Genomic DNA, 24,962 nt, shown 5'->3' with positions numbered 1-24,962 from the left:
TTTTAACGACGTATAATGTCGTTAAGCGTGCGTTTTTAAGTAAAGGAGGAACTGGCTTCATGCAGGTCACGCTTCACGAGATTACATTGGCATATGACCGTCAGCCCGCACTGCTCGACCACTTCAGCTGTACGTTGCCCGATGGCAGGTTGGTGGCGCTCTTGGGCCCCAGCGGTAGTGGGAAGTCGACGATCTTAAACTTACTTGCGGGGCTACTCACCCCGCAAGCCGGACAGATTTTCTTTGACCAAACCGACGTCACCACCTATGACAGTCGCCAACGCAACATCGGCATGGTCTTTCAAGACTATGCGCTGTATCCGCATCTAACCGTTCGCGATAACATTGCTTTTCCTTTAAAAATGGCCCGCTTCAAAAAGGCCGCGCGCTACCAACGCGTCGCCGAGCTGGCTGACCTGGTCCAATTGACCGACCAACTGGGAAAATTTCCCCAAGAGCTTTCCGGCGGCCAGCAGCAACGCGTCGCCATTGCCCGGGCGCTGGCAAAACACCCGGCACTCCTCTTACTGGATGAACCCTTATCCAGTCTCGACACCGCCCTGCGCGAAGAGCTCCGCACGGTCATCCGCCACATTCAACGACAGACCGGCGTGACGACCTTGCTCGTGACTCATGACCAAGAAGACGCGCTACAAATTGCCGATGAAATCATGGTGTTGGCCCACGGGCGTTTGCAACAAATTGGCACGGGACAAGCCCTCTACCAATCGCCACACAATCTGACCGTGGCCCAGTTCATCGGCCGACCACAGATCAATCTCTGTGCGGTTACCAAATTGCCAGCAACGCTGCGCACACTATTGCCAGCCGCACAATTGGCCCAAGCCACGACCCTGGGTATCCGGAGCGAAGCCGTGCACGTGGCGACGACCCCGTCACCGCTGACCGCAGCGCTCACCGCGCAAGTCCGGCTGGGCCGCGATACGCAATCTCATTTACATACCAGCTACGGCGACTTCATCAGTACTGCCATCGCGCCAACCACAGCAACCGCTGTGCCGCTCACGATCGACCGGCAAGGCTGCCTGCTGTTCGACGCCCAGGGCGCTTGTCTGTGGTCGGGAGGTGACGACCTTGCTTAACACCAAACCGACTTTAAAATCCACCCGCAAGGCCCTGCTGTATCTGGCACCGCTACTCATCATCACGCTGGTGTTTACCGTGTGGCCGCTAATTCACGCCCTCCTCATGAGTAGCTACGTGCGCTACAACTATTTCACCAATCACGTTGGCGCAATCGGCTGGGCCAACTTCGCCTACCTCTGGCACGACCCCCTCTTTCATCTGGCGCTGCGCAACACCCTCTGCCTGGTCTTCGTGGCGATGCCCGTGACCGTGGCTTTGGCCTTGGTGATTGCGCTGGGACTCAACCGTATCCCCCGGCTGGCCCGCTTCTTTCAGACCATCTATTTTCTTCCCTTCGTTACCGCCACGATTGCCACGGGACTAGTTTGGAACTGGATCTTTCGCCTGGACGGCGGCCTGTTAAATGTCAGCCTGCAGCACCTGGGCATTTCCCCCATCGACTGGCTCAACGACCCGCACGTCGCCTTACTGGCCCTCATCGTGGTCTGCGTCTGGCAGGGACTTGGCTTCAATGTCGTCTTGTTTCTCGCCGGACTCAACCGGATCGATGCTAAATACACGCGCGTGGCGCAACTCGATGGCGCCAACGCTTGGCAGCGATTCACCAACGTGACCTGGCCACTCCTGTTGCCAATGACGGTCCTGATCGTCATCAACACGGCCGTCACCAACTTTAAAGTCTTCGACCAGGCCTTCGCGCTATTTCACGGTGCCGCGGGTCCCGGCAATTCCGCCTTAACGCTGATGTTTTATCTGTATCAAAAATTTTATGTCGATAACCAATTCACGGTGGCGGCGGCTAGCGGTGTGGTCCTGTTCTGCTTGGTCGGCTTACTGACCTTGCTGACTTACGGCTACTTTCGCTGGCAACGTCGTCGGTTAGGGGGGCGGTCCTAATGCGGGTGCTGACAACTTTCCTGTGGTACCTCCTACTCATCTGTGGCGCCACTTTGATGCTGCTGCCGTTTGCCTGGATGATTCTGACTAGCCTTCAACCGGCGACGACCACCTTGACGATGCCGACCAACTGGCTGCCGCGAACCTTGCAGTGGGTCAATTATCAGCACGTCTGGCAACTGGCGCCGTTTACCCAGTACTGGCTCAACTCGCTGCTGGTCACGACGACCACCACGCTGGGACAACTCTTCAGCAGTCTGCTGGCCGCCTTTGCCTTCACCCACCTGCAGTTCTACGGTCGCCGCTTTCTATTCGGCCTGCTCGTCGCCTTGATGCTGGTTCCCGGTGAACTGCTGCTGATTCCCAACTTCGTGACGATTGCGCAACTTCACTGGGTCAACACCTACGCCGCGCTGATCATCCCCTGGCTAGCCAGCGTCTTCATGGTGGTCACGCTCCACCAGGCCTTTCAGTCACAGCCCCGGTCGCTCTACTATGCGGCTCACATCGACGGCGCCAGCGATTGGCAATACCTCTGGCACATTCTGGTGCCGACCAACCGGCCCATCATCACGGCCGTGGCGGTCCTCCAAGTGATTGCCTCGTGGAACGCCTTCATGTGGCCCCTAATCATGACCAACAGCGATCAGTTCCGCACGCTACCGGTCGGCTTGATGGCCTTTACCAGTGAACAAGGGACCAACTACCCGCTCTTAATGGCGGCCTCGGTCTGTGTCATTTTACCGCTACTGATTCTTTACGTATGCTTGCAAAAATATCTGATGCTGGGAATCACGCAATCCCGGTGGAAAGGATCAACCCAATGAAAAAATTTTCGCGCTATCTCCTACTCATGGCCACGCTCAGCCTCTTAGGTGTGCTCGGTGCCTGTGGTCGCCAAACGGCAACACCCACGCCGGCCAAACGGACTACGGTGACCTTCTGGCACGGTATGACCGGCACCAGCCAGCAGACGCTCAACGCCATGATTCGCGATTTCAACCATTCGCAGACCCAGTATCGCGTGGTCGCCAGCGGTCAGGGCAACTTCGCCAACGTCCAGCAAAAAATTACGGCCGCAGCCAAATCACAGACGCTGCCAACGTTAGCCCAGACGACTTATACCAACGTCCCTGATTATTTACACGGCAAATTTATCGTCCCGCTCAACGGCTATATTTCTAAACGCACGCTCAATCGCATCGACCCCACGTTGCGCCAGGTCAGCCAGTATCAGGGGAAAACTTACGCCATGCCTTTTTCCAAGTCGATTGGTTTGCTCTTCTATAACCAAGACCTCTTGCGGCAGCTTCACCTGACCGTCCCACGGACCTGGCACGACCTGGTACGTGACGCGGCGAAGGCCCACGCCCACGGCTACACCGGACTCGCCCTCGACCAAACCTTCCGGCCGCAATGGAGTGCCTTGGCCTGTCAAGCTGGCACGCCGCTGGTCGCCAAGCACCCGCGGCTATCGAGCCCCCAGATGTTGGCCGCGACCGACGTGATCTACCAAATGATCAAGCACCAAACGGCCGCCACGGCAGGAACGGATGGCTTCGGTAACGTCCGTTTTCTCAAGGGCAAGACGCTCTTTTACACGGGAACTTCCGCGGCCATTGGCATCATGCAGACCAACACACCCAAGGGGCTTCACTGGTCGGCCGCCAAGATGCCTAGCTTCCGCGGCAATCCGCGGGTCTACGCCGTACAAGGCAACGAACTGGTCATGTTCAACTCGGCTTCTCCGGCCCAACGCCGCGGGGCTGCAGCGCTGATGAAATTCCTGCTGGCCGAAAAACAGACGCTCAAATGGGCCAAGGCCACGGGCTACCTACCATTGACCACCAAGGCCTTGCGGAGCCAAGATTACCGCAATTACCTGGCCAAGAACCCCGCCGCCCAGGCCACCGTCAAGTCCCTGCCGTATGGCAAACCAGACACCGCCTTCTACGGGTATAGTGAAACGCAAAACGCCGCTACTCAAGTCGCCGACGAGCTGGCAACGCTCCAAACGACTCCCAAACAGGGATTGGCCCAGCTGCAGCGAAAGTTGACGGCCTTGCAAACGGATGGTGAATAAGTTTATCTATAAAAAGGCGGACTAGCACACCGATAAGTCCTATCGACGTGTTAGTCCGCCTTTGTCATACAACTAGTGAAAACGATTATCAATGAGCAACTTTATTAAAGAATCCATAAGCTGTGTACGACGTAATCTTAATGCCCTTAAACGGTTTGAACTTGATTTGATCAACTTTCTTTTTCATTGCTTGACGTAAGTACTTTTTCACAGTGGGATTCATCTTGCGATACCCTTTTTGATTGTTTAAGGCGTCCTTGCGGGTCGTAATGTTGATACCAAAGGGATTGGTGGCGAAAACATTCTTTTGTTGCTTGGCCTTCTTCGCTTTGGTATAGATAGTCAGCTGATTGCCGTGTTCTTGCTCATCATAACGGATCAATACAGCGCGGCCACCGATTTTAGTCCGCCGAATCGTGTTGATTCCCATGCTGGTGACCAAATACATAGTGTGCTTGGGTTTGCTCAAGGTGTATGGCATGAAGTACCGCTCGCTGCTGGCAATCGCATTAGTATCATGTTTCTTCCGGTAAGTCGATGGCCCGAACTTCTTGGCTGTCACCTTAAACTTGTGGCCTTTGTTGTACCAAGTTCCCCGAAAGGTCTTCGGCAGTTTCGTCACCTTGTGGGTCTTAACCGCTGCTTGAGCGGATGTGGGCGTGGTGAGCGTGCCACTAGCCAACAGGCCACATCCCACCGCCACTAACAGTGCACTAACAAATTTAACCATTTTCATATGTATGCATCCTCCTTAGTTGACCCGGTTAAATGACCAGGTGCTACCTTGATTATACAAAATGGGGGTGCCACAATTTGTCACTAGCGCGCTGTCCGCTAAAAATAGGCAAAATAAAAAGAGAGTGGGGCAAAAGGCGATTAGCTGGCGAGCATTAAGGCTGCTAACCGAATAATCCCGGGCTTGGATTGTTTGGTTAGCAGTTTTAAGCGGAACCGGCTGCCTTTTGGCGCACGTTTCGGCTAGGTAAAGGTGACGCGAACGGGCCTGGGAGGTTTTGTCCCAGGCCCTCGAATCTATCCAATTTAGTGCATTTCCCTATCATCACATTAATCATCATACTGATCTCGCGCCGCTGCCAGCGCATTGCGCACCCGGCGGACCAGCGACACCGGTGACAACACGCGCAGACCGGCACCCTGACTCAGCAACCACAGCATGGCCCCGTCCGTTTTGACGTAGGCCTCGATGACGCAGCTACCATCGGCATTTTGCTTGATGATCCGTGACCCCGGAAAATGGTCCAGCGCCGTTTGCGGGTAATTACGGTACAGGAAGCGAATCTGCGTGAGTTCGCCGGTGTCCAGCAAATACGTGTAGTTGCGGTGCTCTTGCAGCGAAAAACGCTTGGCGTAGTCCAGCTTTTCACCGGGTAATTGCGCCAAGATCTCCACGATGCGGTCGAGCCGATATAACCAATAGCCGCCGTGTTCTTCGCTCAACATGGCCACGTAGAAGTAGTACGTTTCAAAAAATATCGCCACCGGCTGGGCGTGATGGACTTGGGGCTGTTGGTCGTCGCCACTACTGCCGCGATACGTGAAGACTAGCCGCTGCATCTGGGCGATGCTTTCCGTCATGTCCTTTAGGCGCTTCAACAGGGGCTTGGCGCGTGATAGTGGAACGTAACTGCCGCGCGATAACGTCAGCTGTTGGCGGACGGCTTCTTGCATTTGCGGCGAGAGGCTGTCCACCAAAAAGTTCAACGTGCCGTTCAGCTCGTCTTGGTCCAGGGCCCGCGAACCGATGAGAATGTTGCTGGTGGTCAGGGCCATTTCAAAGTCGGTCTCCTCGCTTTGCCGCGCCAACCGGTACGTCCCCTGCTCTTCCAGCAGATTGCCGGCCACGTATTCCGATAAGGCACTGCGAATATAAGCAAAATCCCGCTGACAAGTCCGCCGACTGACCCCGTATTTGGCTTCTAAATCGCTTTGCCTCAGGGTTTCGCCGGACATTAGCCGCACCATTAATTCCGCTATCCGCTGATTACTTTGCACCACTCTCACCTCGCTCGTTCTGTCACAATGTTACTAGTTCAGCCCTAATTTAACCAAGACTATATCCACCATTATGGAGCGTTACTCTGTAAAAGTAAACCGCCTGTTGGATTTTTTTCGCGGCCGAACGTGAAAAAGAGTGGGTGTGGTCCCACTCTTTGCTATCTACTATTATTTTGCCATCATTACCGTAACAAACTTGGAATTCGCCGTTACATATCCCTGCGTTGTGCGGTAGCGTTTAACGCCTTGCTGTTGAGTATCCGTCCGCCGAGTATAATCCCAGCCAGTAACTTTTAGTATTGCTCCTCGTTTCAGTGTTTGCAGGACATTTTTGCCATCAACATCCCTAGAAAGGCGAACAGGGCGTCTCACCTTAAGTCCGGTAACCTGCCGCGGCTGCGTTGTTGAGACCCACTGCTTACTGCCAGAAATATAAGTTCCATCTGATAAAACAAAGCGCGTTTCTGTGCCTCGCCGGACAATTTGAGAAACTGTCACTGCCGTTCCCTGCTTCAACCACTGCGCTGGCTGGCTCATCTTAGCATCTGCATATACCCGCAAGCCTTGTGGATGCGTCACATACAGCCGATGATAAAGACTTTGCCAATGAAGCTTCGCCACATACTCTGGTTGTGCGGTAATATAAGTCCCATCATCCAACCGGTATCGTAACCGTCCTTGCGTCGACTGAGCCGTTCCAACCACTTTAAATTGTGGTGCATAGGCCTTAGCCTTCTTCGCATATCCTTGCAGGCGTGTTGCGTGTGTGAAGGTCGGCCGACTATAACGATAAAGCTTCTGCTTACCATACACGGCAAACGGTTGAAACTCAACTGGCTGTTCCGTTGATATCGGTTGGGTGGGCGTTACAATGGTAGCCGGAATCTTTTGGTAGTGGACCGTCACTGATTGGTTAGAATTGGCTGGATCCGCCATTTGAAGTGTCTGTCTATCAGCCACATAACCAGGAATTTTCGGGATTATTTTGTCTGTCGGCAAGACCTCCCCCGCATATCCGGTAATTGTCTTTGTCTCCGGAACAGCAGCCTGGTTATCAGAGCTAGTATAGGTGACAGTCATTTGGGAACCATCGTTTTTCTTATCGTAGTCTTCCCAGTAAAACATGTACCGTGCGATATCTCCTGATGGATATCGCTGAAGAAATCCAGTCACATCTTTCAGTTTCGTATTTAAGAATTCTTCTATACTGTAAGATTTTTCACTGATGATGATATTTTTATCTGGATTACCATCAGTATTGGCGCCGTACTCGCGGGCCATAACTGCGATAGATTCTGAATCCAATTCTTTGCTGTACTCCCGCAATGTTTCCTGCACATCTGGAGTATAATTTTCCTGTAAATAATCCTTATCGATAATTCCATTGCTTAATCCGGAGATATCTTCAAGCAAAGATAGCGTAGTCGCAAAATCTTCAGATCCTTCAATATCTTGATTAAGTAGGTTTTGCACTGTACCGTGTTCAAATGTACGCTCAGTTATTGAACCCCGAGCGGTTAGATGAACTGACCTGTTAATGGCGTTATCTTCAAGTACCATAGCTACTGATAGCTCATCAGCCTGTCCCCGAACACCACCCACGATGATGCTCACACAAATAATGGCACCCGTGATCAATAATTTCCAGCGGAACTTCATTACCTCGCCTCCTAGTCTAATCCAAATCTAGCAGCAAAATGGTTAACAATCTAAATTTATTATATAGGGCATAGAAAACGTTTTCAATATTTTTTCGTAAAATAAGTGGTTCGATTTACCACTCAATCATGATATTTATTTCGGTTTCATATCTGCCGCCGTCCCACCCCATCACCAGCAACCCCTCCCCCAAAACAAAAAGGACCAACCCCCAACGGAGTTGATCCTTTTCTGCGCATGACGCGCGAAATGTTAAGTTAATTGAATCGAAGAATTACTTCTTCAGTGGAGTCCATGCCCACTTCGTGAATTCTTCAATATCATGACCTTCGTCACGGGTAACCTTGAAGTGCTTAGCTAAGATGTCATCCATCTTCTTGTCGAAGGCCTTAGCGGCAGCTTCGTCAATAACACCCTTAGCAGCTAAGGTGTTCGCAGCATCCTTGGCTTGGTGGAACCGGTCAAGTTCGGAGTATACACGCATGTCGTAAGCAGTCGTGATATCACCGTCTTCACGGTAACCGTGAACGTGTAAGCCTAAGTGTTGACGTTCGTAGAAGAAGGATTCGATCAAGTCTTCGTAACCGTGGAAAGCAAAGACAACAGGAGTCCCGGATTCGCCGAAGAGTGAAGTGAATTCAGCATCGCTCAAAGCACGGTCGTCGTTTAAAGGCCCGTTCTTCTTTTGCAGACGTTCTAATTCAACCACGTTGACGTAACGCATCTTAACAGCTGGGAAAGCATCGTTGATCAAGTCAACAGCAGCCAACGTTTCGATGGTTGGTTCAACACCAGCAGAAGCAAAGACGATATCAGCATCTTCGCCTTCAGCAACAGTAGAAGCCCAGTCGATCGTCTTCAAACCGGTCGTAGCCAGTTCTTCAGCTTCGTCGATTGAGAACCATTGTTGACGAGGTTGCTTGGAAGCAACGATGTGGTTGACCTTTTGACGGTCCTTGAAGGCCCGGTCAAAGACAGCCAATAACGTGTTCCCATCGGCTGGCAGGTATTGGCGGATGAAGTTAGACTTCTTTTCAGCCAAGTGCGTCAGCATACCTGGATCTTGGTGAGTGTAACCGTTGTGGTCTTGTTGGAACACAGTGGAAGTCGAAACCAAGTTCAGGGATGGGTAATCGTTACGCCATGGTTCTGCGGCAGCCTGACGGATCCACTTGAAGTGTTGCGTCGTCATGGAGTCAACAACCCGCAAGAATGATTCGTAAGACGTGAACACACCGGTACGACCAGTTAAGGTGTAACCTTCAAGCCAACCTTCAGCTTGGTGTTCTGATAATTGGGCATCCAAGATACGACCTTCAGGAGCTTCGTATTGGTCATTTGGTTCCTTGACCTTACTCATCCATTGACGGTTGGTAATCTTGAACATTTCCCAAAGACGGTTAGACATCGTTTCATCAGGGCCGAATACACGGAATGATGATGGGTTCTTCGTAGCAACGCCAGCGAAGAAGGTTGACAGAACGTTCATGTCCATGTTCTTGTTGCCATCTGGCAATTGCGTCCCACGGTTGTTTTCGTTGATGTCGTTAGCGAAGTCTTTCCAGTTAGGCAAGTCGAGCATGTCGGCCTTGGCACCGCGAGCACGGCCACCGTTAGCAACTGGGTTAGCAGCCATCCGCTTGTCGCCCTTAGGCGCAAAGTCAGCGACTTCTGCCTTCAATGAACCATCCGTGTTGAATAATTCGGCTGGCTTGTATGAGTTCATCCAAGCTTCGAATTCTGGTAATTCATCAAAGTTGTTTTGGCTCAAGCCAAGCGGAACTTGGTGAGCACGGAAGGAGCCTTCGATTGGTTCGCCGGCTGGGTTCTTTTGAGGACCGCCCCAACCCTTAGGCAAACGTGCGATAACAACTGGCCAAGCTGGGATAGTCCCATCTTCGTACTTGCCGTTTTCGCGAGCATCCTTTTGGATTTGTTGAATATCAGCGATGGCTTGGTCAAATAATTGCGCAGCCTTTTCGTGATAAGTCATGTAATCGTGGATATCGTCGTTTTCAAGGAAACGTGGTGACCAGCCTAAGCCTTCGAAGAACTTAGCAATCTTGTCATCGCTCATCCGTGAGAACAGCGTTGGGTTAGAAATCTTGAAGCCGTTTAAGTCAAGGATTGGTAAAACAGCACCGTCGTTCTTAGGGTTCAAGAACTTGATGGAGTTCCAAGCAGTCATGGCTGGACCAGTTTCAACTTCCCCATCACCGACAACAGTGAAGGCGATTTGGTCTGGGTTGTCTAAGACAGCACCAGTTGCGTGGGAAAGGGAGTAACCAAGTTCCCCACCTTCGTGGAGTGAACCAGGCGTTTGGGCAGTCATGTGGGAACCGATACCACCAGGGAAGGAGAAGCGCTTGTATAAGCGAGACATCCCTTCAAGGTCTTGGGTGATTTCTGGATATGCATCCGTGTAAGTCCCATCCAAGTAAGAGTTCGTTACCATAACTTGGCCACCGTGACCGGGACCACCGATATAGAACATGTTCAAGCCGTACTTGTTGATCAAACGGTTGGCGTGGGCGTACAGGAACGTTTGTCCTGAGATCGTACCCCAGTGCCCGATAGGCTTCACCTTAACGTCATCTTTTTGGATTGGTGTGTTCGTTACTGAGAACAATGGGTTGCTCTTCAGGAAGATCATACCACCGGAAAGGTACGTCGTGGCACGCCACCAAGCGTCAACTTTTTCCAAGTAAGACTTGGAATCGTAATCTACTGCCATGAATTCTTACACTCCTTCGTTAGGTAACTTGCTTTGCAACAATTAACGTCAATCAGCCGTAGCTAATTTGTATTCTTTAATCATACTAAACTTTTTCGAAAAGTCAACCTTTTTTATAATTGGTTCGTCCCAATTATAAAATTAATTGGTTTTCAAATGGCGCCAGTTGGAAAAATTGCGCGGTAATTTCAGAACTTCGTGGCAGGCACATCCTTCCTTGTGGTTGTCCTGACAAGTTTTCTTAAATTAACCCATTTCCGTTCATAGTATAGCAAACTTCCGAACCAACACGGTCGAGTTTGCTCAGCAATCGCCATTTTTCGTCAAAATCCCGATGAAAACTGACTGCAACGGTGGCTTGAGTATAGCAGAGGCCCTAGCTGGGTGCTCGTGATTGGTCAGGCTGGCGGTGAGCTTACGGTTTTCTTTAGGATTTCTGTCTGTCAATGAGACGGCGTCGCCCACCACCGCGATCCGCACTGGCCGCCTATCGCGCCTAGTAACAAAGCATCATGATAGAAAAAAACCTGGGAAAATCTCCCAGGTTCATTTGCTTCTCTTTTACACAGCTGAAACGTGCGCCAAAAACCAGCCGGTTCCGCTTAAGACCGCTGATTGCCGTCTGTCCCACTCGCTTAATTGCTATGAATTTTGTTCCTGCTCATCTGCCGCAATAGCCGCATCAAGCTTACGTTCATACACACCGGCCAGGCGCTTAACGTTAATGACGACCCGTTCATAAGAAAAGGTTGCCAGCAGTAGTAAGCACGGTAGGTACTGTATCAAGTACCGGCTCCGACCACCTTCAAAGAGCAACAAAAACATAAAACCGCCAACCATAGCTAGCCGTAAAATTTGAATTACGCGACGCTCGGGACCGAATCCCAGCGCGATGATGACCAGCAAGCAAATCCACCACAGCTGCGCCGCAAATCTGAAGTCAGCGATATGTCTCCCGTACAAGTAAATGAAATTTTTCAGCTTGTTGGTAATTCCGTTATTATTTGGTTTTTGATTTTCTAAGAAGAAGTGCCCTTCCTTGAGCCAGCCAAAGGTTCCATCAGCCGTATTGTTCCGTTGCTTCATGACTAAAAACTTCAGATAACCTACTGGTCCTAATTTTTTCAGTCGTTTTTTTAGCATCATCACGGAGTAATCCGTCTTTTGCTTTTTCGTCGGCAAAAAGGTCATCTCTACCGCTTGCCACCAACTGTAACCGCCCTGGCCATAAACACCCATCGCTGCAAAGTGAATAGCCGGAATGGCACGCGACCGATCAACCTGAATGTACGTTTGATTTTCAACTTTGTGATTGACGTACTGATAGGTCTCATAGCCACTCCGACCGATAAACAGCAACATCGCAAAGGCAATGAACAGTGTTTCAAGACCCAGACGTTTGTGATTGACCAGTGCAACCAACATTTCAATAATAGCAATCGCAATCACTGGAATGATTGATGATGGCTTCATAAAGTAGGTCAGCATCACACTGATACCGAAGCCATTGGCCGCGGCCGCCCGAATCAACGACGGCATGGTCGACTTGCGCATCGTGAAATAGCACAGCAGATAGAACGACACTAACGGTAACCCCCAGGCATCAGTATAGGGCATGATAATGCTGGGAAAGACCGCCAGCCAGGCTGCCTGAATGTACATCGCCGTGCCCAGGGCTCTCTTCTGAACCAGCCGAACACTCAACAGGTTAAAAATCGCCGATAGGTCTACAAAAAATAACGTGACAAAGTCAAAAAATTCCCAGGTGGTTTGATTAAAGGTTGTTGATAGCCAATGCATAAACAACATAATGGGCAAGTTGTTCACGTTCAAACTAAAATATGAGGTCACATCTGGATCTAAAACACTCGTGGGATCTGTCGCTGTGTGCAACAACATCCCCGAATCAAACCCACTATTGGGATGCACAAAGTAGACGAAGAAAATCTGCCCCACCAATATCAGTAGCAACAACCAGCGTCCCGTTCGCAACTGTTCCGTAATTAGTACTTTCACCAACCACGCATGAACCCGTGGATAGGCATAGTTCATGACCAAAATCGCCACGATGCCAATCACCAATCCCGTCGTCAATAGCGTGGTACTGGTGCCAAACGTGGCATTGTCTCCCAAAATAATGTTCGGCGACGTCAGCGCGAAAAACAGCGTCAGGAAAAACAGAATCCGCCAGAAGAAATTGATGACGCTTTGGCTGAAGTTGTAGAACCTACGCATGGTCGTCCGCCTGGGGTTTCGCGTCACCTTGAGCCTGTTGGGCGAGGACTTCCTCTTGAGTCGGGAACTGCCGCTCCGTGATATCGATGCAATACGACCGGGTCGGCGAATCACTGACTTCGATACGCAGGAGCACCGCGTTATTTTGCCGCAGGATGCCGTCAATTTGATTGAAGAGGTATTCCGTGACGTTTTCCACGGTGGGGTTGATCACCTTGAATTCTGGCAGGTCATTCAAGTATTTTCCGGACAAGGCATCGATGGCCTTATTCAACGACTTTTCAATATCAAAGAAGGAAACCATCCCCTCGAACACGTGCAGTTCACACACGATTTCCCAGGTATGATTGTGCTTCTTGCCGGTCCCTGACTTCCAGCGGACCGCGTGGCTGGCATTGACGTATGATTTAATCTTGTAAGTGCGTTGTTTTTGCATCCTCATTTTCCTTTCCGGTCCCGGCGCCGTTGTTCTTGAATCGTTTCCACGTCGTCGCGTAACACCGCCGTGATGCGGTGAAATTCCTCGCCGACGCCCCGCATGTGCCAGGTGGCCTGGGTGGTCATGGCGTTGATGATGCCGATCAGCCGAATCCACGAATTGACAAACATGTACAGCGGCAACAGTAGGGTCACCCACCACAGATGAGAATAAAACCGCTGCTCATCCGGGTACTTGCGCAGAATCACGCAAACACTGGCGAAGTTCACGATGGCCACGAATACGTAGAGCACGTAGATCAGGGCATACGACAGGATCAAGATCAACGGCGCATACCCGAAGGCCACCAGGACAAAGCTGGCAAACGTCCAGATCATCCGCGGAAACGTGAAGGTGTGGTCGATGATCATCCGCCGCACCAAGAAGTTCTTGAAGAACCGCTTCAAACTCGCGGTCTGCGACATATAGCTTTCGGTGACCTCCAACTCCCCGCGTTGCCAGCGCTGTCGCTGGGTGTAGAGCTCGGAAAAGCCCGAGATTGGCTCGACGTAGAAGATGGCGTCGGCACAGATGACGACCTTCTTGCCCAGCCGGGTGCGAATCTGAAAGGTCATGTCGGTGTCCTCGCCAATCGTGTCAATGTCATAGAGAAAGGTCTCCATCAAGACCTCGCGACGAAAGGCGGAAAAGGCCCCCGACATGGTAAATAGCTGGTCTTTGGACGACTCGATCGTCCGCCCCGACAGGAAGGCCTGGGCGTATTCGTAGTACTCATTTTTGGCCAGCATCTTGTGCCAGAATCCCTTGACGTTTTCGACCATTTCTCGCTTGGGTAAAATGGCGCCCGTCATGGCAGCGATGCTGCTGTCATTTTCAAAGCGTAGGACCATGTTCTTGACGGCATTCTTCTCTAACAGGCCGTCACTGTCAATGTTGATGACGTAGATGCCGATACTTTCATAAATGGCGGTATTGAGCGCCCGCGCCTTCCCCTTGTCTGTGTTGACGTAGCGCAAGATCAGCTCGGGAAAGGTGTTTTGCGCCCGGGCGTAGGCGCCAAAGCTATTGTCAGTACTTTGATTGTTAGCCAGGACCACTTGCATGGCGCTCTTGGGGTAGGTCTGATTGTTGATCGAACGGATGCACTCGAATAAGGTATCCTCCGAATTGTACACCGGCACGATGATGGTGACCCACGGCCATTTGCCCGGCGGCGTCAACTTCGGCTCATGCAGATGAATCCGCATCAGCTTGATGGTCGAGACGATGGCTGGAATAATTTCCACCACGATGGGAATCAACGCCCAGGTGATCCAGAACCCCATGCGGGTCAATGCTAAATTAATCCAGTACATCAAAGTTTATCTTGCCTCCAATCGATGAACTCCCGATAAATACCGTGCGCCAACTGTGAATAGGTAAAGACGTTGTAGTACAAGGCAATCACCAAAACATAAAAGACCAGCCGACCGACGATTGAGTGGGCAATGAAGAAGGTCTGCCCACCCCCGAAGTGCACGATGATAATCACCAGACACAGGCGAATCACGTTGATAGCGTAGATGTAAACCAAACCAAACAGCGCGTAGAAGACCTTTTCCTTGCGTTGATACATCGGAAAGAAGACCACCAGCGCCACAAACGCGCAGGTCTCAATGATGCCCGAACACTCGTAATCGATCGACATGATGACCGGATTGGCGCCGTTGGTGATGTAGACCAGCCCGGTGTTGTACATGATGGTACACCACCCCGTCAGGTCGTGAAATAACGCGACACCATGGATGACGGCGTGGGTGAAGAACCAGACCCAGTACGGCCGACTGATGGCTGACAGGATAAAGAAGAGTCCGGCACTCCCCACAATAAAGAAGTAGGCAGACAGCCGAGCTCGTTTCAATACCGATAGCGCGTACAACCACACCACCGTCCCAATCAGGATACTTATTTTCATTCGCACCAGTCCTATTAATTAACTTACCGAACGTTACGGGGCCAACGATTGGCCATTACTGAGTTACTTGCCCGCTGTTTTATGCTCGCGACGCTTCAGCTTACCGGACTTGCGTAACCGCCAGTAACCCAGACCAGCAATGCCCAGACCAATGCCAGAGATGACGTAGGGGCCGGTGGACCCACCGGCGACGGTGACCTTTTCATTTCCAATGTTGGGGTTGTACATCGTGATGGTCTGACCAGTCATGCTCGATAGATTGAGCTTACTGAGGTCGATTTGAAATTCGGCAATCGGTTCGCCATTACTATTGCTAGAAACGTAGCCATTTCCAACGGTCCCGTACTGATTCCCTTCATTCCAGTCACCGCCAGTGAACGTTACCGCCTTAGCACTTCCTGAACTAACTGTGGAACTGGGCATGTCCTTCGACCAGATATAGATCTTTTTACCATTGAAATCAAAATTATAATCACCATAGCCGGGTACCTGCCCATTTCCCTTTATCATTCGGACATAGACGTACACCTTGTCGCCGTCGCTAACCATGGCCGTATATCCATTATTGCCACTTGTTAAGGTGACCCCTTTCCAGTCCGCAAACTTCCCGTCAATCGTGATATTCAGGTTATCGTTATCATTGCTGGCATTAGTATCCGTAGTGGTTGTCGCTTTAGAACTGCTGTCGGCCTTACCATCGATAACACCAGAAGTCCCACTTTGGTTGGCGTCACTAATGTCATCAATCGTTGCGGTTGCGCCGTCAGCAGCAATGCTAGGATTAGAGATCGTCACTTTTTTGCCGTTAGCCGAATCGGTCAGGCCAAACTTACTGAGGTCAATTCGAAATTCACCACTTTGATGAGCCCCCTCAACGCCAACGTATCCAGACCCAACGGTTCCGTACTCATGCCCATTATCATTCGCGCCACCTGTTAAATTAAATGACTTGGTCTCACCCTTATTGACGCTTAAATCATCGCCAGTCCACACATGAAAGGTTTTCCCATCAACTTTAATATGATAATCGCCATAACCAGGTACTGCCCCGTTCTGCATCCTGATATAGACATCTAGATACTGCCCCTTACTCTCGGCAGCCAAGGCTCCGCTATAGCCAATCGTCAGGTCGGCACCTTTCCAATCCGAAAACTTTCCATCAATCGTGATGTTATCGCTCGCGTGGGCCGTCACCGGTGTCGCGCTCACGGTCGCTGCGCCAGCTAGTCCTAACGCAACTACACCTGTCATCATTAACTTCCACAACTTCATGAGGTCAAATCCTCCCTCCAAGAAGGCAAAACAGCCTGTTATCTAAACCGGCTGCTACCTGTGCAACTATCAAATGTTTCATCTACCGCTATACTATGCCATCATTGTCCATTAAGCAAGCTAACATTTTTATACAACATATAGTTTCTAATCGTTCGGTAACCCCTGGCTTAATGGCTGGGGCTCATCCCACCCAGGCGTCACCATGACGGCCCTTAACCACCTCCATTGTACTAGGTTTTGTCGCCGGTAGCGAACTTTTCACGTCACATTTTGTCGGGAAGAAAGCGCGTGAAAAATTCCTGCAAATTTTAAGCTTACGATAAGCTTTCCTATTAGAGATTCAAATTGGTCATTTCCCGCTAAGACTAAAAAACGGCCAAACCACGTTAATGGTCTGACCGTTTTGCCGTCTATTCTACTGATTCACTGTCATTTAGTGTCGGCGCCACCAACGCAGGCCACCCCCCGCCTAAGACTAGGAGGCAGACCGCGCCCAACCACTGGGCCCAACTGGTCGCCCGTTCACCAGTCTGCGGCAACTGTGTAGTCGTGCTGGTCGGCGTTTCGGTGCTAAAAACCACGGCTCCTCGTTTGGACTAAGCACAGATTGGCAGCATCTGTACTTGACCATTGGCCACGTTTCTCAAGCCACACGGTTATTCATCGAGCGAAGCCCAGTCGGACTGTTCAGGACTGACGAGCTTATCGGCTAACTCATAGGAAATCCGCTGGCCCACTTGCATTGACAGTTGGCTGGCTTCGGTTTGCGCCAGTTCAAGAATCTGGTGATTACTCAGCTTGGCAAAGTACCGCGCTGTCTCCTGTAAGGCCGTCTGTTCACTCGCGGTAAACACCGTTAGATCAGGATTTTCCTGGGCTACCAGATGCGATTGAATCCCCCCATCAATCGAGACTTCCCGTGCTTTCAGTTGGCCGGTTGCCACAATCACCCCGTACAACAGGCCGTAATTATCGGGAACCGGACCAACTGCCGACCGCACGTAAGCGACGCCGCTGACGGCCACCGTGTTTCGCCAAAAGTGCGTAAAATCCGTGTAGAACAGCAGTTGATTGAGGATTGCGGGAGTCAGTCGCGGCAATTGTTTGGCGAAGAAAAGCACCATGTTCGTAAATTTTTCCTGATCAAACGCCACGTAACCGGCATCAGCCGTGTAAGCGACTGACTTGAACAATAACGCCACCCCGGACGTCAGGAGCTGCCGCGCATCGACCGTTGCGTGGTCTGTTAAATGTTGCTGTAAAGCTAGTCGACCGCTTTTCGACAGTGGTCGACTCGTGTGAGCCAATAATTCATTGGCCAGCAGCGGATTATTTTCTAACGCCAGCAAGCGACTATTATTGGCCAACGACGGCAACGCCCCAGTTTCATAGGTAGCGACGGTCGTCGGGCTCCAGCTCAATAACGCCGCAAAGTCACGTTGACTGAGGCCCAGGCGTTGACGAAGCTGCTTAATCCGTTCAACTGTGATCATCTGATTGTCGCGCCGATAAATATCAAGCGCTTGATTGATGGCAGCGTCATCCAGCTTTTCATCAAAGACCTGTTGCTGTGTATCTGAATCAAACTTGGCTGGTGCCATGACTTTGATCTGCTCCCCCCGGACCCGGTAGGTCTCTTCAACTTCTCGAATTTCAAAAGTCATTGGGCTCACTCCTTTCAATTAAATAACGAACGGTGAAACGAAATCACCTTGGCGTGCCCGTCTACGATTTTCAATTTAATATACAGATTGGCAATCGTGGCATCATCTTTAAAGAATACCCAAAGATATTCTCCCCGGCGGTCCCGGTCCACCTCTGGACCCTTCACATAATTATCTGGTGTCAAACTCAACAAAACTTGCTTAATTATTGTTGGTGACATTTCCGTAATCTGCGCGTACTTTACGCGTCGTTGCACGATTTCCCAATCACCACGAACCAGTGCCCGTTTAAACTGCCTTAAGAAAATCCGTGCTGCCTGCGACCGCATGTCCCCCATTTACTTCCCCCATCATCTATTGATAGATGGATTATAGCATTGCTACAAAATTGTAGCAAAACATTCGATTCCAATTGATTCACCCATTAAAAAAATGTGATTGAGACCCCTTAAAGGTCCCGATCACATTGAGGTTTTGTCTATTCTACTGGTTCACTGTCATTTAGTGTCGGCGCCACCAACGCAGACCACCCCCGCCTAAGACCAGAAGACAGATTGCGCCCAACCACTGGGCCCAACTGGTCGCCTGTTCACCAGTCTGCGGCAACTGTGTAACCGTGCTGGTTGGTGTTTCGGTGCTAAAGGGGCCGGAAACCACGGCGCCCCGCAGTGGGGTGTGGGGGTCCGTCGTCTGAAAAGGACTCGGTCGGTCACCCAACGGTCGTTCCGGCTTCGTCACCGATTCTGCTGGTGTGTCTGGTTGGTCGGGGTCGACTGGTTGATCCGGATTTGTCGGCTTCTCAGGATTCGTCGGCTTATCCGGGTCGACCGGCCGCTCGGGATCCACCGGCTTGTCCGGGTCCGTCGGTTTCTCGGGATCCGTTGCCGTCGGCCGATAAACGACCGTGAACACCAAGTCCGCATTGTCCGACCACACCTGCTGGGCACTCACCGCCGTCAGACTGCCATCCGGCGCATCGTTGGCCACCACCGTGTAATTAGGCACCGTCGGGTGGGAGCGGGCCGCAAATTGGCTGGCCGCGCCCGGAGTCCATTTGGTCGTCGCCGTATCGACGGGTTCACCAGTCGACGTCACTGTCGGCTGGGCCGCATCGCCAGTCGTGTAGTAAATTCGCTGGTCCCCAGTCGTTGGGTCGGTAATGGTCACAAAGGTAATCGGCTGCGCCTGATAAGTGGACGCCACCGGCTGACCCTGCTCATCGACGTAATGAATCGTTTCGTGGACCACGTGTCGGCTGACCTGATAGTCCGGTGCGTAAACGTAAACGACGGTCCCGTTGTCCCCTGGCTGCGTCAGCTCGCCCGTCGCGGGGAGACTCGCCTGTCCCGTGACGGTGCCCGTATCCAGCTGTACGAACCGGTAGTGGGGAATCGTCAGTTGCGTCGTGGCATAAGTCGCTCCCACCGTGGGCCCGTCCGGATAAGTGACCGCCGCCTGGCCAATTTGCTGGTCCTGGAGATCCACGTATTTGACATTCACCGTCGCCGCCTGCTGATAATCAAACCGGGTGAGCTTGAACTGCTGCAGATTCTTGGCGCCACCGGTCGAGGCGCTGACGATCATCGCTAGCGCCTCGTCCGTTGTCGGCACGGTCTTGCGCCAGACTAGTGGCGTACCATCGGCCTGCGTATAGCGAATCGTCAACTCCCGACTGTCCCCGTCATAATCGACGCTGAAATCATGGAATTTGCCATCCAAATCGGCAGCGGCCAAGGCTTGGACGGTGGACTGGTCCGTTTCCGCCCACCACCGGTCGTGAAACTGACGACTTTCCGTTTGGACCAAGCGCTTATTAGTCGTCACAAAGGCGCCAAACTGCGGCGTGTCCGGGTCGGCCGACCATCCAAACCCATTGGAATCACTCGCAGCGATCTGTGCCCCCGGCAGATCAGCCGTTGGTCGAGCGGCGTCGTTGTGCCAAGTATCCAGCTTAAATCCCAAGGCGTCGACCAAGCCACCAATGCCCAGGTTGCCTCCGGCATTGCCGACATCGCTCACGTTACCGTTATGAAAGGCGAACCCGATTCCGTCTGCGCCGCCTTGCTGAGACGTCTTATCTCCCAAATTCACCTGACCTTCTAGCGAAAAGCTGGTGTTCATATCAATCTTACTCTTCAGCGAAAAATTACCGACTCGATCATTTTCATCCGGCGTCAACGTCACGATCCCGGTCTGCTGGTCGTAGGTCGCGTCACCGTTCAGCGCAAAGTAATCCGTGAAATTCTGGGCATCCACGTGTGACTGACCGACTTTCTGGACGGCCTTGGTCACGGTCGGCACCACATTCTTGCGGACCGTCACGTCGGTGGGGACTTGGGTCGCGGCCTGTTGCGCCACCGTCGCGGGTTGCACAGGTGGGTTAGGCGTCGCTTCCTCAACCGGTGTCGGAGACTCTGCCACCACCTGGTCCTCCGGCGTCTTGGCTGGCTCATCGGTAGCTTGGGGCGTGGCCGGCGCTTCAGTGGTGGTCGGGTCGTCCCCCACCGGAGACTCGTGTTTTACGGACGTAGCCGTAACCTGATCCGTCGTCGCTTGGGGCTCAACTGCCCCCTCAGCCTGAACTACCTGTAGGCTGATTCCCAACAAGACAACTCCCGAAAACAACCATAGCTGTCGATAATTTCGTCTCTGCATCACTGTTTTTACCCCCATAACTTCAATCCACTCAACTAATCGGTATTGAGTATAACGGGAGAAGGCCGGGCCAAACGCGAATTTGTATTTAATTTTTTCAAGTCACCCCCAAAAATACAAGTACTGCATATTCTGGCGTTAACCCCCGGCAACTGGGGTGCTGTCGGCGAATAAAGTTAATCTACTTCACTGTTCTGTTGCCGATATTCCAGTGGGGTCATCCCGAGTTCACGTTTGAACCGTTTGGAAAAATCGGCCGCGTCGTAAAAATTCAGTTCTTGAGCAATCTGGCCGACCCGCATCGTGGTCAGCAACAGGATGCGTTGGGCCTCGCGGATCTTCTTGACGTTGATGTAATCACGGATCGACATGTGCATCTCCTCGTTAAAGCCCCGCTGCACGCCAATGGGATTGCAGCGCTGATTCACGTGGGTTAACACCTGCTTGACCGTCAGCTTTTCGCGCACGTGGGCGTTGATGTAGTAGATCACGTCCAGCGTGGACTCCAGGTGGTCGGCGTAGGCCAGACCGTCCGTTTGGGCCAACTGGCCGAAGTCCTCGATGATACGTTTCATCCAAGGAATGTACTTAGCCGTCGTCACCGGCAACGCCAGTAACTGCTGGTGATATTGGGTGCGTAGCTGGACAAATTTGAAAATTTTCACGTGATTTTGAATGCCCTCAAACGAGAGAATATCCACCAGCGCGTGGAGTTGCGCCACTTTCTGTTCCGGCGTCAACCGGTTCAACAGGTCCCGCGAACGCGCCAGGTTTTCCGTCGCAAATTTCAGGCCCTCGGCGATGCGCCCCGCACGGTAAAACCGGATGAAATCCCGCTCCACGTAGCCAATCAAAATCATCGCCTTGGTGAGTTGGTCCTGTTCCGTGTAGGACCGAATCGAGTCTAAATATTGCGTGTATTGTAAATCTGATGCCACAAGCAATTCCTCCCAAAAATAGTTAAGCGCAATGCTTGGAGGCAATCCTATCAAAAAATTTTCTGAAAATCTATGGAAATGCCTAGCCCTTAGCCAAGCCGGCCGATGTGAGGGATTAGCGCAACCGGTTGGCGCTCGGCGGTGCACAGACCCCGGTAAGCCCCACGATTCCTCAAATGCCAGCGTCTCCTCTTGCTTTAAATTGCACCCCCGACCGTTTACTCGCCACGCCAAAAACTTTTTTCTCAGCTGAAAATGAGCGTCTCTTCTCGCGGTTTTCTGTTTTAGTCCCGTGGCGCCACGACCGCCAGAACCAAAATGCTTCAGGATTCGTTGGTGACATCGGTGCTTGGCCATTTGCTATCCCCCCCAAGACGGACCACACAAAACTGACATGCCCAGTGAAAATCCCGCATCCCCACTGGCTAGCGTTCAGGTCCCAATCATTCGCGCAGCAAATAATTAGATGGAAGCCTTTTCATAAATACTCTAAACACGTAAAATGGGTGTTGGTGGAAAAATAATATGAAAGAAGTTGTTTTTATTGGTTAAGAACACCTCACGCCACGGTCAACGCTGGTTAACGTTGGCCCTGGTACTCATTTTGAGTCTGGGAACGCTGCTGCCGGTTACAGCCAGCGCCGCAGACAGCACCGCTACCGCTAATGTCCCGACAACCGTCGCGCAACCAGCTGGTATCAGTGAACATGCTTACGAAACACAGAGTGCCCTGCAGCTGGCCCAAGCCGTCCGCAGCGGCCAGACGACCAGCACGCAATTGGTCAAGCAGGCCATCGCCAAGGTCAAGGCAGACAATCCGCGGTTGAATAGCGTTATCACGCTCCGCGAAGACGCCGCGCTCAAAGAGGCCGCGGATCTCCAAGACACCGGGCAGAAATTTCTCGGCGTGCCGATTCTAATCAAAGGTCTGGGCCATACGATAGCCGGCATGCCCAATACCAATGGGCTACTCGCTTCTCGTGACAACATTACCAAATCTACTAGTTTTATCGTGAAAAACCTGCAGGCCCAAGGCTTCATCGTCATCGGCCAGACCAATTTTCCCGAAATGGGACTGCTGAACATCACGAACTCCAAGCTCTACGGTCCTGCCAGCAACCCCTGGAACTTGGCTGATAATCCCGGTGGCTCTTCCGGCGGCAGTACCGCCAGTGTCGCCGATGGGATGACGCCCGTAGCCAGTGGCAGCGACGCTGGTGGTTCCGTGCGGATTCCGGCTTCCTGGTCCGGCGTGATCGGTTTGAAACCCACCCAAGGTGCCATCAGCAGAGACAGTTCTGCCGACACTGCCACAACGGTCAACTTCGTGGAAACCAAGACCATGGCGGATACCGCGGCCCTATTTGCCGGGCTCAAGAATGCCAATTTTAAACTCAACGCCGTTCCCGCGCAGCTAAAAGACACACCGATCGCCTACTCCACCAAGTCCCCCGTCGGCACCCCGGTGAGTCAAGACGCCGTTGACGCGGTCCACCAGGCCGTTAATTTTCTCAAGGCACAGGGCTTTACCGTTAAAGAGGTCAACGTGCCCACTGATGGCGTCGCCTTGATGAAGGCCTACTACCTTCTGGACACCAGCGCCGGTAGTTTTGCCAACATTACCTCAGCACCAAAATTGGGCCACGCCATTACCACCAATGACGTCAGCACCCTGGACTGGGCCCTCTACCAAGCCAGCAAACGCCTGACCGCCGACCAAGTAGCCGCGGCCCGCGACACGATTGCCCAGGCCAAGGATCAAATGGCCCGCTTCCATGAACAATACCCGCTGTATTTGACGCCGACGACCGCCACCACGGCACCGGCCAACAGTGATCCGAGCGTCTTGCCGGCCTACGAGGCCAAGCTGGCCAAGATTGACCAGTTGCCCACCAGCGAAGACCAGCTCCAGTTGATTTACGATGCCTGGCTTCACGGCCTCAGCAAGTCGCCCTTTACCCAGCAGGCCAACCTGACTGGGGAACCCGCCATCAGCTTGCCGACCTACGTCTCGCCACGCAACGGGATGCCTCTGGGGATTCAGTTCAATGCCGCGAAGGGCGGCGACGACCTGTTGCTCAAGATGGGCGACCTCTTCGAAAGTCACCATCTGTTCAAGTTGCTGCAGGACCGGCAAGCGCCGACCCCAACGACGCCAGCAACCCCGGAAACCCCGGAAACCCAAAAAAAGCCGGCGACTAAACCGGCAACGTCGACTCCCAAGCCGGCAAAACCTAGTCAGACGAAGTCGACCGTTCGGCCAGTGACGAAGACCACGCCGCGCAAGGTCCTGGTGACGAAAAAGGTCATTGTCTACCGTAATTTAACAGGAACTAAGGTCGCCAAGACTTACGCCAAACACCAGCAGTCCGCTGCCCACGTCTTTAACGTGCTCGGCACGGTCCGCGCCCACGGCCACCTGTGGTATCGGGTGAGTGGCGGCTACATCAAAGCGGCCGCGGTCACGCCCCTGTACTACCAACACCCGACCAGCAAGGTCAAGACGCTGCAAGGCATCTACGCCTATTCGGGCAAAACCCTCAAGCACGCGCAACGGCAACGCTATATCAAGCCGGGACGGGTGCTGAAGATCAAGCGACTGGTGAAGACCGGCCACGTGACGCGTTATCAATTGCGTAATGGTGATTACATTACGGCCAATAAGCAATTTATCGCTTGGAAATAAGCTTCCAGTACGGCTAAGCCATTGACGGTTTAGCCGTATTTTTTATCTTCAACCAAACAAAAACGACCAATCCCATTAACCGGAATCGGTCGTTTTCAATACTAAGTCAATTGATTTACCTTCTCAGCGATTAACGTTACTCCGTCTCCCGCTTGTTCCCGCAATCTTACTGCATCCGATACTTGCCGCCCCGTTTTTGGATGTCCATTTGCACCCCACTGGGCTTAACGCTTTGGCACCACTTGCGGTAGTCGCGGTGCTTCTTGTGCAGCTCCCAGACTTGATAACAGAACTGTACGAGGCCATAGATCAAGAAAAATAAGCCCAACAGGGTCCCCAAATTTTCCAGCAGTACTTGCAATGTCATTGTGATCTCCCCCTATTCCTTATCACAACTCCGCTGACCAACACTCACACGCGTTCGTCTTTAAACCTTGCCGCCTGAAAAATCACGCTTAGAACTGATGTCTCCCTACGCATCCTCAGTCCCCCAAAATCTAAAGGCGCAACGTTATCTCTTGGCCTAAATCTATCACGATATCGACGGTTCATGCAACGTATCAGGCTGAATTAACTATCCTGACTTACAATCCGTTAACCACCACAAAAAGTACCACCCT

Annotated in this window: 19 protein-coding genes and 1 pseudogene; 5 read left to right on the top strand and 15 right to left on the bottom strand. The window is 52.1% G+C overall.

Annotated features, from left to right (window positions below; translation table 11 throughout):
• Nucleotides 1–59: 59 nt before the first annotated feature.
• The 4 genes from LKH74_RS04180 to LKH74_RS04165 are packed head-to-tail and all read left to right on the top strand — an operon-like array spanning nucleotide 60 to nucleotide 4,087.
• Nucleotides 60–1,103, top strand: a complete 1,044-nt coding sequence (locus LKH74_RS04180) for an ABC transporter ATP-binding protein (RefSeq protein WP_287788341.1) — start codon at nucleotides 60–62, stop codon at nucleotides 1,101–1,103.
• On the top strand, nucleotides 1,096–2,004 hold the full coding sequence (locus LKH74_RS04175; RefSeq protein WP_287788339.1) for a carbohydrate ABC transporter permease: 909 nt from the start codon (nucleotides 1,096–1,098) through the stop codon (nucleotides 2,002–2,004). The genes LKH74_RS04180 and LKH74_RS04175 overlap by 8 nt, the downstream gene beginning before the upstream one ends.
• Nucleotides 2,004–2,831, top strand: coding sequence for a carbohydrate ABC transporter permease (locus tag LKH74_RS04170; protein WP_287788338.1), 828 nt, complete (start codon nucleotides 2,004–2,006; stop codon nucleotides 2,829–2,831). The genes LKH74_RS04175 and LKH74_RS04170 overlap by 1 nt, the downstream gene beginning before the upstream one ends.
• Nucleotides 2,828–4,087 carry an extracellular solute-binding protein gene (locus tag LKH74_RS04165; protein ID WP_167850107.1) on the top strand — a complete coding sequence of 420 codons (1,260 nt, stop codon included), beginning with the start codon at nucleotides 2,828–2,830 and terminating at the stop codon, nucleotides 4,085–4,087. Before LKH74_RS04170 ends, LKH74_RS04165 begins: the two co-directional genes overlap by 4 nt.
• A gap of 88 nt (nucleotides 4,088–4,175) precedes the next feature.
• Here LKH74_RS04165 and LKH74_RS04160 read toward each other — a convergent pair whose 3' ends face one another.
• The 14 genes and pseudogenes from LKH74_RS04160 to LKH74_RS04100 all read right to left on the bottom strand — a co-directional run bounded on the left by LKH74_RS04160 (nucleotide 4,176) and on the right by LKH74_RS04100 (nucleotide 21,656).
• Nucleotides 4,176–4,823, bottom strand: a complete 648-nt coding sequence (locus tag LKH74_RS04160; RefSeq protein ID WP_287788337.1) for a hypothetical protein — start codon at nucleotides 4,821–4,823, stop codon at nucleotides 4,176–4,178.
• A gap of 329 nt (nucleotides 4,824–5,152) precedes the next feature.
• Nucleotides 5,153–6,100: a helix-turn-helix transcriptional regulator gene (locus LKH74_RS04155; RefSeq protein ID WP_287788335.1), complete on the bottom strand. Its 948-nt coding sequence runs from the start codon at nucleotides 6,098–6,100 to the stop codon at nucleotides 5,153–5,155.
• Nucleotides 6,101–6,271: 171 nt separating this feature from the next.
• Nucleotides 6,272–7,762: a DUF5776 domain-containing protein gene (locus LKH74_RS04150; RefSeq protein WP_287788334.1), complete on the bottom strand. Its 1,491-nt coding sequence runs from the start codon at nucleotides 7,760–7,762 to the stop codon at nucleotides 6,272–6,274.
• Between the two features lie 274 nt (nucleotides 7,763–8,036).
• Nucleotides 8,037–10,496, bottom strand: a complete 2,460-nt coding sequence (locus LKH74_RS04145) for a phosphoketolase family protein (protein WP_287788332.1) — start codon at nucleotides 10,494–10,496, stop codon at nucleotides 8,037–8,039.
• A gap of 642 nt (nucleotides 10,497–11,138) precedes the next feature.
• Entirely contained in the window at nucleotides 11,139–12,731 is a 1,593-nt protein-coding gene (locus tag LKH74_RS04140; RefSeq protein ID WP_287788331.1) for a TIGR03766 family XrtG-associated glycosyltransferase, read from the bottom strand.
• A 73-nt stretch (nucleotides 12,732–12,804) separates the two neighbouring features.
• A pseudogene (locus LKH74_RS04135) lies at nucleotides 12,805–13,167 on the bottom strand (6-carboxytetrahydropterin synthase); the annotation flags it as partial.
• Between the two features lie 2 nt (nucleotides 13,168–13,169).
• The gene (locus LKH74_RS04130; RefSeq protein ID WP_135367067.1) at nucleotides 13,170–14,525 is read right to left on the bottom strand and encodes a TIGR03111 family XrtG-associated glycosyltransferase; all 1,356 of its coding nucleotides are present in this window, start codon (nucleotides 14,523–14,525) and stop codon (nucleotides 13,170–13,172) included.
• A complete protein-coding gene (xrtG, locus tag LKH74_RS04125; protein ID WP_135367029.1) occupies nucleotides 14,525–15,124 on the bottom strand; it encodes an exosortase family protein XrtG in 600 nt (199 codons plus the stop codon). Before xrtG ends, LKH74_RS04130 begins: the two co-directional genes overlap by 1 nt.
• 63 nt (nucleotides 15,125–15,187) lie before the next feature.
• Nucleotides 15,188–16,375, bottom strand: coding sequence for a Firmicu-CTERM sorting domain-containing protein (locus LKH74_RS04120; RefSeq protein WP_287788329.1), 1,188 nt, complete (start codon nucleotides 16,373–16,375; stop codon nucleotides 15,188–15,190).
• A 434-nt stretch (nucleotides 16,376–16,809) separates the two neighbouring features.
• Nucleotides 16,810–16,980, bottom strand: coding sequence for an LPXTG cell wall anchor domain-containing protein (locus LKH74_RS11930; RefSeq protein ID WP_353845637.1), 171 nt, complete (start codon nucleotides 16,978–16,980; stop codon nucleotides 16,810–16,812).
• Between the two features lie 75 nt (nucleotides 16,981–17,055).
• Complete coding sequence (locus LKH74_RS04115) at nucleotides 17,056–18,063, bottom strand: helix-turn-helix domain-containing protein (RefSeq protein ID WP_287788328.1); 1,008 nt, start codon at nucleotides 18,061–18,063, stop codon at nucleotides 17,056–17,058.
• Between the two features lie 14 nt (nucleotides 18,064–18,077).
• Complete coding sequence (locus LKH74_RS04110; RefSeq protein ID WP_287788327.1) at nucleotides 18,078–18,401, bottom strand: type II toxin-antitoxin system MqsR family toxin; 324 nt, start codon at nucleotides 18,399–18,401, stop codon at nucleotides 18,078–18,080.
• Between the two features lie 163 nt (nucleotides 18,402–18,564).
• Nucleotides 18,565–20,718: a lectin-like domain-containing protein gene (locus tag LKH74_RS04105; protein ID WP_287788325.1), complete on the bottom strand. Its 2,154-nt coding sequence runs from the start codon at nucleotides 20,716–20,718 to the stop codon at nucleotides 18,565–18,567.
• 176 nt (nucleotides 20,719–20,894) lie between these two features.
• Nucleotides 20,895–21,656 (bottom strand): helix-turn-helix transcriptional regulator, encoded by a 762-nt coding sequence (locus tag LKH74_RS04100; protein WP_135367033.1) that lies wholly within the window; start codon nucleotides 21,654–21,656, stop codon nucleotides 20,895–20,897.
• 544 nt (nucleotides 21,657–22,200) lie between these two features.
• Between LKH74_RS04100 and LKH74_RS04095 the strand changes: the two genes are divergently transcribed.
• Nucleotides 22,201–24,342 (top strand): amidase family protein, encoded by a 2,142-nt coding sequence (locus LKH74_RS04095; RefSeq protein ID WP_287788324.1) that lies wholly within the window; start codon nucleotides 22,201–22,203, stop codon nucleotides 24,340–24,342.
• A gap of 166 nt (nucleotides 24,343–24,508) precedes the next feature.
• Here the strand turns inward: LKH74_RS04095 and LKH74_RS04090 are convergent, their stop codons facing one another.
• Entirely contained in the window at nucleotides 24,509–24,709 is a 201-nt protein-coding gene (locus LKH74_RS04090) for a hypothetical protein (RefSeq protein ID WP_135367035.1), read from the bottom strand.
• Nucleotides 24,710–24,962 lie beyond the last annotated feature (253 nt).

The sequence above is a fragment of the Levilactobacillus sp. genome, assembly GCF_022646225.1.
Classification (GTDB): domain Bacteria; phylum Bacillota; class Bacilli; order Lactobacillales; family Lactobacillaceae; genus Levilactobacillus; species Levilactobacillus suantsaiihabitans.
Note: the sequence above shows the minus strand (reverse complement) of the source record. Positions and strands in the feature narration are given on the sequence as shown.